This is a genomic window from Halobaculum marinum (assembly GCF_029338555.1).
Taxonomy (GTDB): domain Archaea; phylum Halobacteriota; class Halobacteria; order Halobacteriales; family Haloferacaceae; genus Halobaculum; species Halobaculum marinum.
In genome coordinates, this window is sequence record NZ_CP119989.1 from 447,456 (window position 1) to 460,943 (window position 13,488).

Below are 13,488 nucleotides of genomic sequence, written 5' to 3' on the forward strand. Positions count from 1 at the left end.
ACTCCCGCTGTCTTCGCTAGCGAATCATGCGTTCCAGTCGAAACGATGCCCTTGGACCGCCGGTGTCCGACCTATCGGACGCCCACGACGGGAGTCGGTGTCGGGTCCGAAGCCGCGTCGGTGGTCGTCGTCGCAGCCGAGTCGGTACCGCTCACCACGCCGACCGGCGGATTCGACTGTGCTAACACTGCCTCAGAGAAGACGAGGCGGACGTAGCCGAGGTACGGGACGCGGACGCGCGCGACGCCGCGGACCCACTCGGTTTTCACGACGGGCGCGATGCCGCTGACCTGGTCGTACTGGGAGTTGGCGTCACCCTTCGTGATGAACCCGTCGTAGGGGGCGGGACACGAGGGGACACGGTCACACGAGTTCGCCGGGAGGTAGTCGGTGTTCGCGCGGTCGACCCAGTTCTCCCCCTGCTCCACGTGCAACCGTGCGCGGTGGATGATCGGCGGGCCACCCTCCCCGGGCGGTCGGTAGACGACGACCGACCCCGCCATCCCGAACGTCGAGTACCCCGTCTCGCTCCCCGTCTCGTAAGTGACGACGCCGGTGTCGCCGTAGGCGGCGTCGGGGGCGAAGCGGTCCGGTTCGGTGATGAACACGAGGTCGCCCCGCTCCATGTGCGGCTCCATGCTCCCGGACTCGACGGCGACCATCGGCGGCCAGACGCCGGCGATAGCGAACAGCAGCAGGCCGACGAACGCGACCGCCAGCGCCGAGGAGAGCACCTCGCGAACGAACAGCAGCGCACCGCTGTCCGCGTGGAGGAACCGAGACAGCGGGTCGTCGGGCGACCGCCCGTCGTCGCTCATTACCCCAAGCAACCCGGTGGCCGGTGTTGAACCTTCTGTTACCCGTCCACACACTTCGTCAGGCGGCTCCGGCGACGAATTTCTCTCGGCCCCGACCACCGCTTCGCTCCGTTCCGACGACCCAGTTGGCCTGCCTCGACGACCCCTTCGCCATCCGCCGACGACCGTCCGCTACCCTTTTGCCCGGCGCCGGCGGACCTCGGTCCGTGCCGCTGGAGTCCTCCTCGCGCGTCGTGCAAGCCCTCACCCGCCGTGGGTTCAACGCCGAGCGGGAGGCAGTCACCCTCATCGCCGAGTCCGAGGCGCCCGAACTCGCACTGGAGGCGGCCATCGAGGCCGCCCCGGACGACGCGCTCGTCCTCAGCGTCGCGCACGTCCGCGAGGCGCTCGACGCCGGCCCCGTCGCCGACCCCGCGGCGGTGGATGACGCACCCAGCACCGACCAGTCTGCGACCGATACAGCCGCCGCAACGACCACAGACGACACCGCAGACCCCTCCGGTTCGACTGGAGTCGCCGACGCGAACTCACCCCACACGGGTGGGAACGCTCCACACGAAACGGGGGGGTCCACCGTCGGGAGCCGCTCGCCGCCCACACCGGTCGTCGCCAACGACATGACCGGCCAGTCGACCGGGACGGGCGCGTACGACGAGTTCGTCGGCGTGTTCCGCGACCGCTACGAGCGACTCGCCGGCCAACTCCGCGGGCGCGTGAACCACCGCCCCGCCGACTCCATCGAGTCGATGGGCGGCGGCGCCGACGTGGAGATGATCGGCCTCGTCAACGACATCCGCTCGACGGCCTCCGGCCACTGGCTGATCGAGTTGGAGGACACGACGGGGACGTTCCCGTGTCTGGTGATGAAAGACCGCGACATCGCGGACCTCGTCAACGAACTCCTCATGGACGAGTGTATCGCCGTCTCGGGGACCCTCGCCGACGACGCGGGCATCGTGTTCGTCGACGCCATCCACTTCCCGGACGTCCCCCGCACCCACCGCCCGAACACCGCCGACCGCCACGTGCAGGCGGCGCTCATCTCCGACGTGCACGTCGGCTCCCAGGAGTTCCTCGGGGACGCGTGGTCGCGTTTCGCCGACTGGCTCCACACCGAGGAGGCCGAGCACGTCGAGCACCTCCTCATCGCGGGCGACATGGTCGAGGGGGTCGGCGTCTACCCGAACCAGGACGAGGAGCTGACGATCATCGACATCTACGAGCAGTACGAGACGTTCGCGGAGCACCTCAAGGAGGTGCCCGGCGACATGGAGATCGTCATGATCCCCGGCAACCACGACGCCGTCCGCCTCGCCGAACCCCAACCCGGCTTCGACGAGGAACTCCGGGAGATCATGAACGCCCACGACCCCCAGATCGTGAGCAACCCCGCGATGGTCGACGTCGAGGGCGTGAACATCCTCATGTACCACGGCGTCTCGCTGGACGAGGTGATCGCGGAGTTGCCCGCCGAGAAGGCCAGCTACGACGAGCCACACAAGGCGATGTACCAACTCCTGAAGAAGCGCCACGTCGCCCCGCAGTTCGGGGGTCGCACCCGTGTGGCGCCCGAGGAGCGCGACTACCTCGTCATCGACGACGTGCCCGACGTGTTCCACACCGGCCACGTCCACAAGCTCGGGTGGGGGAAGTACCACAACGTCCTCGCGGTCAACTCCGGCTGCTGGCAGGCCCAGACGGACTTCCAGAAGTCCGTCAACATCGACCCCGACGCCGGCTTCGCGCCCATCCTCGACCTCGACACCCTGGAGATGACCGTCCGGAAGTTCGCCTGAGGCGGCCCCGCGGCTGAAGCTACTTGTCCACGGAGCGCCTCCGTTCCACACGAAGCGATGGCCTCGCGCTCCACCCGTCGGTCGTATCTCGCGGCACTCACGTCGGCCACCTGCTGGTCCGTCGTGCTCGCTGGGTGCACCGGTTCGGGTCCGGCGTTTGACGGCGACACGACGACCGGAGCGCGCGGGGATGCGACCACGTCGTCGGCGCCGACGACCACCGTAGACGAGCCACTCGACCTCCGCGAGGCGAACGTCACCGCCGTCACCGTCGACTGCGACGGTCGGGACTGTCGGTTCGACGTAACGCTGTACCACGACGATGACGGCGAAGCCGGCTACGCGAACTGGTGGCAGGTGGAGACCCGCGACGGCGAACGCCTCGGGCGTCGCGACCTGCTCCACGCTCACGGCACCCGCGAGTTCACTCGTTCGGCGACGGTCACGGTCCCGGAGGGCGTCACCGAGGTCGTCGTCCGCGGGCACGACCAGACGCACGGCTACGGCGGACAGGCGATGCTCGTGAACGTCGAGACGGGGGAGACGACGGCAGTGCGACAGGGTCCGGAACCGCGGTCGTTCGCGGAGTGACGGACCTGAGTGGACCGGGGACGGGCCCTACTCGTCCAACTCGTGCACCGTCACGTCGACGTCGCCGTCGTCCAACTCGAGCGTCATCATCGTCGTCCGCGGCCCGGGGTAGGAACCGGTCACGGTTCCCGGGTTCAGGACCGTGACGCCGCGGTGGGTGTCCTCGACGACGCGGTGGCTGTGGCCGCCGACGCCGACCACCGTCTGATCCGGGTCCGGGGCGCTGTCGGCGGCGGCCGCGACGGCGTCGATGTCGGCGGCGTCGACATCAGCCGGGACCGGGGTACACGCACGTTCCAGTTCCGGGGTGACCCCCTCGGCCGCGACGACTCGGGCCGTCGTGGTCACCGCCTCCAGCCAGTCGTGGCCGTCGGCGACGACGCCCGAAGCGGCCATCCAGTCGTCGTGATCCGGATCGGGACCGATCGCCGGGTCGCGTGTCGCGGGGTTCACGGCCCCGTGGACCGCGACGACGGTCACATCCTCCGCCTCGATGGCGGCGACGGTGGGGAGGCCGATGTCGGTCGGGTCGATGTTGCCGCGGACGCCGGTCAACTCACCCGCGAGGTCGCGGAACTCCGCGAGCACGCCCGCCGTCTCGACGTCGCCGACGTGGAGGGTGTGGTCGGCGGCGGCGATGCGTTCGCGGAAGGGGTCGGGGATCTCGTCGGCGCGTTCCGGGATGTGCGAGTCGGAGACGATCGCGAGGTCCATGCCTCGACCTGTCGACCGCCCGACGTAGTTCTGCCGCCCGACCGTCGTGTGGTAGCACACGTGTTGTGTGCCGACCGGCACACGTCCGCCCGCTCCTTATTCCCGTCACCCCGGTACGGTGCGGCGATGAGCGACGACCCACTCTTCGAGGCGTTCGAGTTGAACGGCACCACACTGGACAACCGCGTCGGCCTCGCGCCGATGACGCGCACGAGCGCCACCGACGAGGGCCACGCCACCGAGCGGATGGCTCGCTACTACGCCTCGTTCGCCCGCGGCGGCTTCTCGTTCCTCGTCACCGAGGGCACCCACCCAGACACCACCCACAGTCAGGGGTACGACAACCAGCCCGGCCTCGCCACCGACGAGCAGGCGGCCGCGTGGGAGCAGGTGGTCGACGCCGTCCACGACGAGGGGAGCGCCATCGTCGCGCAGTTGATGCACGCCGGCGCACAGGCGCAGGGGAACCGCTACGGCTACGATTCGGTCGCGCCGTCGGCCTACCAGCCGCCGGGTGAGCAGTCCGAACTGTACGGCGGTTCGGGGCCGTTCCCGGAGGCCGACGAACTGGACGCCGACGGCCTCGACGAAGTTCGCGAGGCGTTCGTCGCCGCCGCCGAGCGCGCGGTCGACGCCGGCTTCGACGGCATCGAGGTGCACGCCGCCAACGGCTACCTCCTCCACGAGTTCGTCGACCCGACAGTGAACGACCGCGACGACGAGTACGGCGGCTCCCCCGAGAACCGTGCGCGGTTCCCCGCGGAGGTCACCGAAGCCATCGACGAGGCGACGCCTGCGGAGTTCGTGGTCGGCGTCCGCGCCTCGCAGGGCGCCGTCGTCGACGAGGAGCGCGTCTGGCCCGACGGCGAGGCGACTGCCGAGGCGCTGTTCACGGCACTCGCCGACGCCGGCGCCGACTACGTCCACGTGACCGGCGGCGACGCGACGGCGCCGGAGGTGCCCGACACCGACCGCACGCTCGCGGAGTTGGCCGTCGAGTACGCCGGCGACGACGCCGCGGTGATCGCAAACGGGAGCCTCGGCGACCCCGAGAACGCCCGCGCGGCGCTGGCCGACGGTGCCGACCTCATCACGCTGGGGACCGGTGCGCTCGCCAACCACGACTGGCCGACCCGCGTCGCCGCAGGGGAGGAACTCGACGACCTCGACCCGAGCGTCGTGTTCGCTCCCGACGCCTCGCTCAGCGACCCTGAAGTGCCCGCCCCGAGCGACGACTGAGCCCGCGCGGTCGCCCCGCTACGCCTCCTCGACCCGGTAGCGCGTCGTCAGTTTCCCCTCGAACCGCGGTCCGGGACCGACCTCGTCGAAGCCGGCGTTCTCGGCGGCACGACGAAGCTCTTCCTCCCCTTCGATGACGAGCAGTTCGACCGCGAACGTCTCGGTCGCCGCGAAGCGAAGCGGCTCCGCGAGCAGTCGCTCGGCGGCCTCGCGGGTGCCGCCGAACTGCGTGACGTGGACGGTGTCGCCGCGGACGTCGAAACTGACGAACCCCAGTAGGTCGGTCGGGTCGGCGTCGAGGTCCTCGTTCGGGTCGGTCGCGGACTCCTTCTCGACGGCGACGCGGACCGTTCGGTCGTGGACGATGCCGCGCATCGCGTCGGCCGGGGCGTCCGCGATGGCCGCGAGCGCCTCGGCGTCCGCCTCCACCGCGTCCCGGACGTGCATACCCCTGCTTCGCCCGCATCTGTCCTAAAGCCTCACCCCGAATCTGGCGGTCCGACCGGACACCGGGAGGCTATTTGCCGCCCGCCGCCGACCGCCGGACATGAGCGTACGCGACGAGTTCGACGCGTGGGCGGCCGACGGCCGCGACAAGGGGATGGAGGAGCGCCACTGGCACACTGCCAAGCACGTGCTCGCACGGATGCCCGTCGAGGACGGCGACACCGTGCTCGACTTGGGGACCGGCAGCGGCTACGCCCTGCGCGCACTCGCAGACACGACGGGGATGAGCCGTGGGTACGGGCTCGACGGCGCCCCCGAGATGGCTCGCAACGCCCGCGAGTACACCCTCGACGCCGAACCCGACGCCGACCTCGGCTTCGTCGTCGGCGACTTCGGCCACCTCCCGTTCGCGACGGACTCGCTGGACCACGCGTTCACGATGGAGGCGTTCTACTACAGCCACGACCCCCACCAGACGCTCGAAGAGGTCGCGCGCGTCCTCAAGCCGGGTGGGACGTTCTACTGTGCGGTCAACTACTACGAGGAGAACCTCCACAGCCACGCGTGGCAGGACAACATCTCCGTGGACATGACGCGGTGGGACGCCGACGAGTACCGCGCGGCGTTCCGCGAGGCGGGCCTCCACGTCGCCGAGCAGGACAACGTCGCCGACCGCGAGGTCGACATCCCCCCGGCCGACGAGTTCCCGACCGACTCGTGGGAGACGCGCGAGGCGATGGTGGAGCGCTACCGCGAGTTGGGGACGCTCCTGACGGTCGGTGTCGCGCCCTGACGCGGTCGACACGTGCGAACGCCGTGAGTCAAACGCCGTGAGTCAGAAGGAGTGCTGGGACGCCGTCCGCCTCAGATGAGGAAGCGGAGCAGGCGGTTCTCTTCGAGGTCGAACCGCTCTGCCAGCAGGGCGTCGACACCGAACACGCGGCCGGCGGCGAACACGGCGACGGTCACGAACGCGGCCAGGCCGAGCAGGTCACCGTTGACGTAGCCGTGCGCCCAGTCGGCGTTCCCGAGGTAGAACAGCACCATCAGGAGGCCGCCGAAGAACGCGGCCAGGCGGACGAGCGCGCCGACGATGAGGCCCAGGCCGATGAGCGCTTCACCCACGGGGATGGCGAAGTCGGTGACGGCCAGCAGCCACGGGGTGTTCGCGACGAACACGAACAGGCCGTGTATCGGGCCGTTGGCGGTCGCGTTCGCGAGCCACCCCGCCGCGGTGAACGGTTCGGCGGCGAGCAGTTTGGTGGCACCCGCGTGGAGGAACCACCAGCCGGTGATCAGGCGAAGCGCGACGAGCCAGTAGGCGGCCGCGTCGCCGACGCGGTACGTTCCGAGGTCGAATCGAGTCGTCGTGCCGGTGGTTGTTGTCGTCATCGGGTGTCTCTCCTACGATTGAGCAGACGACCCCCTCCCTCAGGAACCCGACTGGTGGCTCTCTCTCCCGGAGACCCACCTAACCAGCTATATACCAGATCGTCGCCCCGTGTTCACGAGGCGCACGCCGACTCGGCGCGCCGGACCGACGGTCAGCGACGCTCCACGACGCGCACGTCGTCAGGAGCGACCCCCAACGTGACTCGCTCGCCAGGGTCGAACGCACGCTCGCCGCCCGTTCGAGCGGTGACCGCGACGCCGTTCCAGTCGCAATGGAGGCGTGTCGCGTCGCCGAGGAACTCCGTGCTCTCGACGGTCGCGACGACCGCGACGTGCCCATCGCCGACACTGCGGTCGCCGCGCCGGACCCGGATCCGCTCGGGGCGCACGCAGACGACCAGTCGGTCGCCCGGCCGCGCGTCGCCCACGGCTTCCACTGGAAGCGGCAGTGTACCGTCGTCGCTCGAGTCGACACGGAGCGTCGGGCGGTCGAGGTCCGCCACCGTCACGCCGTCAGGTCGGGTTGCGGTGCCGCTGACCGATTCGGACACTTGGTCGGTCCCGTCGGTGACGACGCCGTCGAAGACGTTGTTGTCGCCGAGGAACTCCGCGACGAAGCGGGTCTCGGGCGCGTCGTACAGTTCTCGGGGCGGGCCAACCTGCTCGATGCGCCCGTCGTTGACGACGGCGACCCGGTCGGACACCGCCAGCGCCTCCTCCTGGTCGTGGGTGACGTACACCGTCGTCAGGCCCAGTTCGCGCTGGATGTCGCGCACTTGCACCCGCAGACGCTCGCGGAGTCGGGCGTCCAGCGCCGACATCGGTTCGTCGAGCAACAGCAGGCGCGGTTCTGGCGCCAACGCCCGCGCCAGTGCGACGCGCTGCTGTTGCCCGCCGGAGAGGGTGTCGGGGTCGCGGTCGGCGAACCCCGGAAGGTCGACCAACTCCAGCAGTTCCGCCACGCGCTCGTCCCGCGTCGTGCCCGCGGGAGGCTCCGAGAAGCGGAGGCCGTAGGCGACGTTCTCGCCGACGCTCATGTGGGGGAACAGCGCGTAGCTCTGGAACACGACGCCAACCCCCCTCGCTTCGGGTGGAACTCCCGCCATCGACGCGCCACCGATGGCGACTGTGCCGTCGGTCGGCGCCTCGAACCCGGCGAGACAGCGGAGCGTGGTGGTCTTCCCACAGCCCGAGGGCCCCACGAGCGTGAAGAACTCGCCGTCGGCGACGCGGAGGTCGACGCCGTCGAGCGCCGTCGTGGCGCCGTACTCGACGCGGAGGTTCTCCACTCGAACCCCTCCCCCTTCGGCGTCGGCGGGGGTCGCCTCGCCGTCCCCGTCGCCCACGCGGTCACCCACGGAACTCACCTCCGACGCGTTCGACGACGACGAACGCCGCGGCCGTCACCGCCAGCAGGACGGTGCCCATCGCGGTCGCGGGGCCGAGCCGACGACCGATGAAGCGCTCGACGGCGACCGGCATCGTGTAGCTGCCGCCACCCTCCGCGAGGATGACCGTGGAGTCGAACTCCCCGATGGAGATGGCGACGGCGAAGGCGGCGCCGGCGACGACGCCCGGCCACACAAGCGGCAGTTCCACGTCGAGGATGGTCCGCGCCCGCGAGGCGCCGAGCGCCCGCGCGGACTCGACGAGCGCGCGGTCGAGTCTGTCGAGTGGGGGTGCCACGGTTCGCACGACGAACGGGTAGGCGGCGACTGCGTGGGCCGCGACGATGGCGACCGCGCCGGTGACGGTGAAGCGGTAGCCGAACGCCTCGAACCCGAACACGAGGCCGCGCAAGAGTCCCAGTCCGACGACGATGCCGGACACCGCCAGCGGCGCCATCGACAGCGCGTCGACGGCCCACCGCCCGCGGAACCGGCGGGTCGTGAGCACCCCCATCGCGACGCCCATCGGGAGCGCGACGACGAGCGTCGCCGCCGCGAACACGAGCGAGTTGACGATGGCGGGGAACGGCTTCACCTGGAACTCGGCGCCCGTTGCCTGTCGCTCCAGCAGGAAGCGGTAGGCGTCGAGCGTCAGTCGCCCGTCAACGCTCACGCTGGCGTAGATCATACTCGCGAGCGGCGCGAGGAACACCAGGGCGACGACGACGCCGTAGCCCGCGACCGCGAGTCGCCGACCCACCCGCTCGCGCGTCCACGAGTCGGGGACCAGCGGTCGACGGGCGAGCGTCCGCACCCCGCGTCGCTGGGCCGCCTGTCGCCGCTCGTACCGGAGGTACAGCGCCATCAACGACAGCGACACACCCGTCTCCAGCACCGCCAGCGACGCCGCCCGGCCGTACTCCAGTTGCCGCCGCGCCGAGTAGATGAACACCTCGATGGTCGCGAACTGCGACCCGCCCAGCGCCAGTGGGATGGCGAAGGAGGCGAACGTGAACACGAACGTCAGCGCCGCGCCCGTGAGCACGGCGGGAAGCAGTTGCGGGAGCACCACGTCGCGGAACGCCCGGCGGCGCGAGGCCCCCAGCGAGCGGGCCGTCTCGACGGCGCCGGCGTCGACGGACTCCCACGCCGCGGTCACGACCCGCGTCACGAGCGGCGCGTTGTAGAAGGCGTGTGCGACGAGGATGGCGCCGAGTGACGGGAGCAGGTCGACCGGGGGGAGACCCAGCGCCGACAGCACGGCGTTGAGACTCCCGCTCGCGCCGAAGGTGGCGTAGAAGCCGGCGGCGACGAGCACCGACGGGAGGACGAACGGCACCATCGTCACCGAGCGCAGCGTCTGCCGGCCGCGAAACTCGAAGCGCGCCAGGATCCACGCGCCCGGCAGTCCCAAGAGGACGCTCAGGACGGTCGAGAGCGCGGCCTGGTAGGCGGTGAACCCGAGCACGCGCCCGACGTAGAACTGGTCGCCGAGCACCGACAGGAGGGGGCCGAACGTGAGTCGCCCGTCCTCCACCACCGCGTCGACGAACACCGTCGCCACGGGGTAGTAGAACAGCACCGCGAGCAGGAGGGCCGTGACCAGCGCCAGCAGGGGGAGCGTGAGGCGTTCGAGCGTCGCGCGCGGACGGGCCGACGCGGCGGCTCGGGCCTCGCTCACCCGCCGGCGAAGCGCCGCGCCCACTGATCCGTCCATGTGCTGAGATTCGCTTCGAGTTCGTCGTACGTGAAGGTGACCGGTTCGGCGGGTTCCTTGGCGTACTGCGCGTAGTCCTCGGGGAGCGGCGCGTCAGTGATCGCCGGGAACGCGACGTTGCGCTGGGCGATGCCCGCCTGAATCTCGGGCCGGAGCACGAACTCCATGAACCGTCGGGCGAGCCGCGGGGCGTCGCTGGAGGCGAAGCGGGCCATCCCCTCGGGGTTGGCGTACCCCTGGTCGTTCAGGAAGCGGATCTGGTGTTTCTGGAGGTCCTGTCCCTCGGCGGCGGCGTACACCTGGTCGGTGGAGTAGGAGACGACCATCGGCGCCTCCTCGTTGAGGTACGCCGAGTAGGAGTCGGACCAACTCCCGAGGACGGTGACGCCGTTGTCCTGGAGGCGACTCCAGTAGTCGAGGAAGCCGTCCTCGCCGAAGGCGTCGACGGTGTGGAGCATGAACGCCTCCCCCGTCGTCGAGGTGGTCGGGTTCTGCGCGATGAGGTCGCTCGCGTAGTCGCCGGTCGCCAACTCCTCGAACGTCTCGGGTGCGGCGAACTCGCCGTCGTCCATCGTCGCGTTCCACACCAGCGACACGTACCCCGTGTCGAACGGGACGGCGCGGTTCTGCGGGTCGAACCGGAGCCCCTCCTTCACGCGGTCGCTCCCCGCCACGTCGCCCGCCTCGGCGAACAGCGACCCCGTGAACTGCCCCTCGCCCTGCTTGGAGTCGGCGTCGATGAGTTGGCCGGTGTCGAGACCGACGTACACGTCCGCCTCGAAGTCGACGCCCTGCACCGCGCGCTCGATGTAGTAGTTGAGTTCCGAGTCGGGCGTCTGGTACACCAAGGTCGCGTCGTACTCGGCCTCGAACTCCTCTTTCAGCCACGCGCCGGGGCTGGTGGAGGGGGCGTTCACGAACGGCGGGTACGTCGCCACGACGAGCGTGTCCGCCATCGACTCCGTCGGCGCGCCCGTCGTCGTGCCGGACGTCGTCACCTCGTCGTCGCTCGTCCCGATGGACGGCTCACTCGTCGCGTCGTCGACCGGTTCGGCCGCACAGCCCGCCAGTCCGGCGACGCCCGCGGCGCCCGCGACCCGGAGGAACTGCCGTCTGGTTCGCCCGTTTGTGTCTGTCATTACTTGGTGGTCACACCCGGGTATAGTTAACGGCGGCGGTCGCCGGTGGCTATCTGACACGGTAAATCGTTTTGTACCAGTAGCCGCCGTATACGGGCATGCAACCGAGCCGGCGGACCGCACTCGCGGCGTTGCTCGCCGGCCTCCTCGTCGTCACGGCGGCCGTGTTGGAGAGCGTGCTCTCGACGGTCGTGTTCGCGATCACGGTCGCGTACGTGTTGTACCCACTGCGGCAGTGGATCAGCGCACGCGGCTACCCGGACCGCGTCGCCGCAGGCACGGCGACCGTCGCGGGCTTCCTCGGCGTCGTCGCGCTGGCGGCGCCGCTGTCGTACGTCCTCTACCGGCGGCGGCGCGACCTGCTCGACTTCTTCGCGACGATCCCTGCAGAGATCGTGATCGACCTCGGCTCGATGGTGTACGTCGTCGAGACCGACGCGGTGTTCGTCACCGCGCAGACGACGCTGCGGGCGCTCGCCATCTCGCTGGCGGGTGCCGCGCCGGTGATCGCGTTGAAACTCGTCGTGTTCGGGATCCTCGTGTACGGCCTGCTGTTGAAGCCGCGGGCGCCGCGCGTGGCGCTGCTGCGACTGTGCCCGGGCGAGTACCACGACGTCCTACTGGCGCTCCACCGCCGGACGGCCTCGACGCTGCGTGCGATCTACGTGCTCCAGGGGGCGACCGCGGTCGGCACGTTCGTCGTCGCACTCGCCACCTTCGCGGCGCTGGGCTACCAGTCGCCGTTCGCGCTCGCGGTCGTCGCGGGCGTCCTCCAGTTCGTCCCGGTGCTCGGCCCGAGCGTCGTCGTCGTCGTGCTGGCGGTCGTTGACCTCGTCGCCGGCGACACCTTCCGGGCGATGATCGTCTTCGTCGTCGGCCTGATCCTCATCGGCTTCGTCCCGGACGCGGTGATCAGGCCGCGCCTCGCCGGCGGCGCGACCGACCTCCCCGTCTCGGTGTACTTCGTCGGCTTCGTCGGCGGCCTGCTCACGCTCGGGGCCATCGGCTTCGTCGTCGGGCCGCTCGTCGTCGCGCTGCTCGCGGAGACAGTGAGCCTCCTCTCACAGAACGGCGTCACCACCCAACAGCAGTTGCTCGGCTCGGTCTCCACCGCGACTCGGGGGTCGCGGTCCGGCGGCGGCGACGGTGCCGGCGGGTTCCCGAGCGGTGGCGACGCCGACCACGTCGTCGACGGCGGAGCCTCGGCGGGCGGTGCGGGTGACGGGGGTGACGGGGGTGGCGCGGGTGATTCGGCCGAGACGGGCGACGACGACGGCGCCGGCACCGACGGCGACGAAGACGACGGTGACGCGGGTGGCGGCGCCGGGTCGGGGACGGCGGACGACCCTACTCGCTGACGGTCGCCCCGTCGCGTGCCTCCCACTCGGTGAGGCTCCCCTCGTAGAACAGCACGTCCTCGTAGCCGAGGTGTCGGAGCACGAGGTACGTGTGGCTGATCCGACGCGCGGTGTTGCAGTACAACAGCACCTCCCGGTCGGGGGTGATCCCCGCGTCCGCGAGGATCGACGCAACCTCCTCGCGGGGTTTCAGCCCGCGGGTGTCGGCGTCGACCAGTTCCAGCCAGTCCACCTGGACCGCGCCGGGGAGGTGGCCCGCGGCGTATTCCTCGGGGTCGCGCGTGTCGACGATCACGGTGTCACTGTGGAGCCGCTCTTCGACGCCGGCGAAGTCCACGAGTGGCGAGCGCCGCGGCTCGCCCGGTTCGTACGTCGTCGGCTCGGTGTCGGGCGCGCCGCGCTCGGTCGGGCGCTCGCGACTCCACGCGCTGTAGTCGCCGTCGAGCACGTGCAGCTTCGCGGGGTCGTGCCCGTACAACTCGGCGGTGACGAGGAAGCGCGCGGCGAACACGCCGTGTTCGTCGTCGTAGGCGACGAGTTCGTCGTCGGTGCCGACGCCCGCGGTCGACAGCAGGTCGCGCCAGCGGTCGACGCCGGGGAGCATCCCCTCGTCGCCCGCGTCCGAGCGGAACTCGTCGAACGGCACCGAGACGGCGCCCGGGAGGTGGCCAATGCCGTCGTACTCCCACGCGTCGCGGACGTCGACGACGCGGACGTCGGAGTCGTCGAGGCGCTCGGCCACCCACCCGGCCGAGACGAACGTGTCGCTCATACCTCCGGTTCGAGGGGAGCGGGGAAAAGCCCGGTCGAGCCGGCGAGGACGGCGGCGCGTCCGCGAACGTGGCAACATGATCCGGATCCGGGCCGTCGGTGCCTCGCCCCCTCGCCG

Annotated in this window: 13 protein-coding genes; 5 read left to right on the forward strand and 8 right to left on the reverse strand. The window is 70.6% G+C overall.

What is annotated here, in order from left to right:
• Positions 1 to 71 precede the first annotated feature (71 nt).
• A complete protein-coding gene (locus P0R32_RS02445; RefSeq protein WP_276238342.1) occupies positions 72 to 818 on the reverse strand; it encodes a S26 family signal peptidase in 747 nt (248 codons plus the stop codon).
• Between the two features lie 206 nt (positions 819 to 1,024).
• On the opposite strand from P0R32_RS02445, the gene P0R32_RS02450 reads away from it, so the two are divergent.
• Both P0R32_RS02450 and P0R32_RS02455 read left to right on the forward strand, forming a co-directional pair.
• A complete protein-coding gene (locus tag P0R32_RS02450) occupies positions 1,025 to 2,614 on the forward strand; it encodes a DNA-directed DNA polymerase II small subunit (RefSeq protein WP_276238343.1) in 1,590 nt (529 codons plus the stop codon).
• Positions 2,615 to 2,671: 57 nt separating this feature from the next.
• Complete coding sequence (locus P0R32_RS02455; RefSeq protein WP_276238344.1) at positions 2,672 to 3,205, forward strand: hypothetical protein; 534 nt, start codon at positions 2,672 to 2,674, stop codon at positions 3,203 to 3,205.
• 27 nt (positions 3,206 to 3,232) lie between these two features.
• Here P0R32_RS02455 and P0R32_RS02460 read toward each other — a convergent pair whose 3' ends face one another.
• On the reverse strand, positions 3,233 to 3,919 hold the full coding sequence (locus P0R32_RS02460) for a YfcE family phosphodiesterase (protein WP_276238345.1): 687 nt from the start codon (positions 3,917 to 3,919) through the stop codon (positions 3,233 to 3,235).
• 126 nt (positions 3,920 to 4,045) lie between these two features.
• Here P0R32_RS02460 and P0R32_RS02465 point away from each other — a divergent pair, with 126 nt between their 5' ends.
• Positions 4,046 to 5,158, forward strand: a complete 1,113-nt coding sequence (locus P0R32_RS02465; RefSeq protein ID WP_276238346.1) for an NADH:flavin oxidoreductase — start codon at positions 4,046 to 4,048, stop codon at positions 5,156 to 5,158.
• A gap of 18 nt (positions 5,159 to 5,176) precedes the next feature.
• Here the strand turns inward: P0R32_RS02465 and P0R32_RS02470 are convergent, their stop codons facing one another.
• A complete protein-coding gene (locus P0R32_RS02470; protein WP_276238347.1) occupies positions 5,177 to 5,605 on the reverse strand; it encodes a hypothetical protein in 429 nt (142 codons plus the stop codon).
• Between the two features lie 100 nt (positions 5,606 to 5,705).
• Between P0R32_RS02470 and P0R32_RS02475 the strand changes: the two genes are divergently transcribed.
• Complete coding sequence (locus tag P0R32_RS02475; protein WP_276238348.1) at positions 5,706 to 6,398, forward strand: class I SAM-dependent methyltransferase; 693 nt, start codon at positions 5,706 to 5,708, stop codon at positions 6,396 to 6,398.
• 71 nt (positions 6,399 to 6,469) lie between these two features.
• On the opposite strand, the gene P0R32_RS02480 is transcribed toward P0R32_RS02475, so the two are convergent.
• The 4 genes from P0R32_RS02480 to P0R32_RS02495 form a co-directional block, all read right to left on the reverse strand.
• Positions 6,470 to 6,997: a TQO small subunit DoxD gene (locus P0R32_RS02480; RefSeq protein ID WP_276238349.1), complete on the reverse strand. Its 528-nt coding sequence runs from the start codon at positions 6,995 to 6,997 to the stop codon at positions 6,470 to 6,472.
• Positions 6,998 to 7,149: 152 nt separating this feature from the next.
• On the reverse strand, positions 7,150 to 8,286 hold the full coding sequence (locus P0R32_RS02485) for an ABC transporter ATP-binding protein (protein WP_276239340.1): 1,137 nt from the start codon (positions 8,284 to 8,286) through the stop codon (positions 7,150 to 7,152).
• A 61-nt stretch (positions 8,287 to 8,347) separates the two neighbouring features.
• Positions 8,348 to 10,102, reverse strand: coding sequence for an ABC transporter permease (locus P0R32_RS02490; protein ID WP_276238350.1), 1,755 nt, complete (start codon positions 10,100 to 10,102; stop codon positions 8,348 to 8,350).
• Positions 10,063 to 11,241, reverse strand: a complete 1,179-nt coding sequence (locus P0R32_RS02495; RefSeq protein WP_276238351.1) for a thiamine ABC transporter substrate-binding protein — start codon at positions 11,239 to 11,241, stop codon at positions 10,063 to 10,065. Before P0R32_RS02495 ends, P0R32_RS02490 begins: the two co-directional genes overlap by 40 nt.
• Before the next feature lie 98 nt (positions 11,242 to 11,339).
• On the opposite strand from P0R32_RS02495, the gene P0R32_RS02500 reads away from it, so the two are divergent.
• Complete coding sequence (locus P0R32_RS02500) at positions 11,340 to 12,599, forward strand: AI-2E family transporter (RefSeq protein ID WP_276238352.1); 1,260 nt, start codon at positions 11,340 to 11,342, stop codon at positions 12,597 to 12,599.
• Here P0R32_RS02500 and P0R32_RS02505 read toward each other — a convergent pair.
• Positions 12,589 to 13,371: a sulfurtransferase gene (locus tag P0R32_RS02505; protein ID WP_276238353.1), complete on the reverse strand. Its 783-nt coding sequence runs from the start codon at positions 13,369 to 13,371 to the stop codon at positions 12,589 to 12,591. The genes P0R32_RS02500 and P0R32_RS02505 overlap by 11 nt on opposite strands.
• Between the last annotated feature and the right edge of the window lie 117 nt (positions 13,372 to 13,488).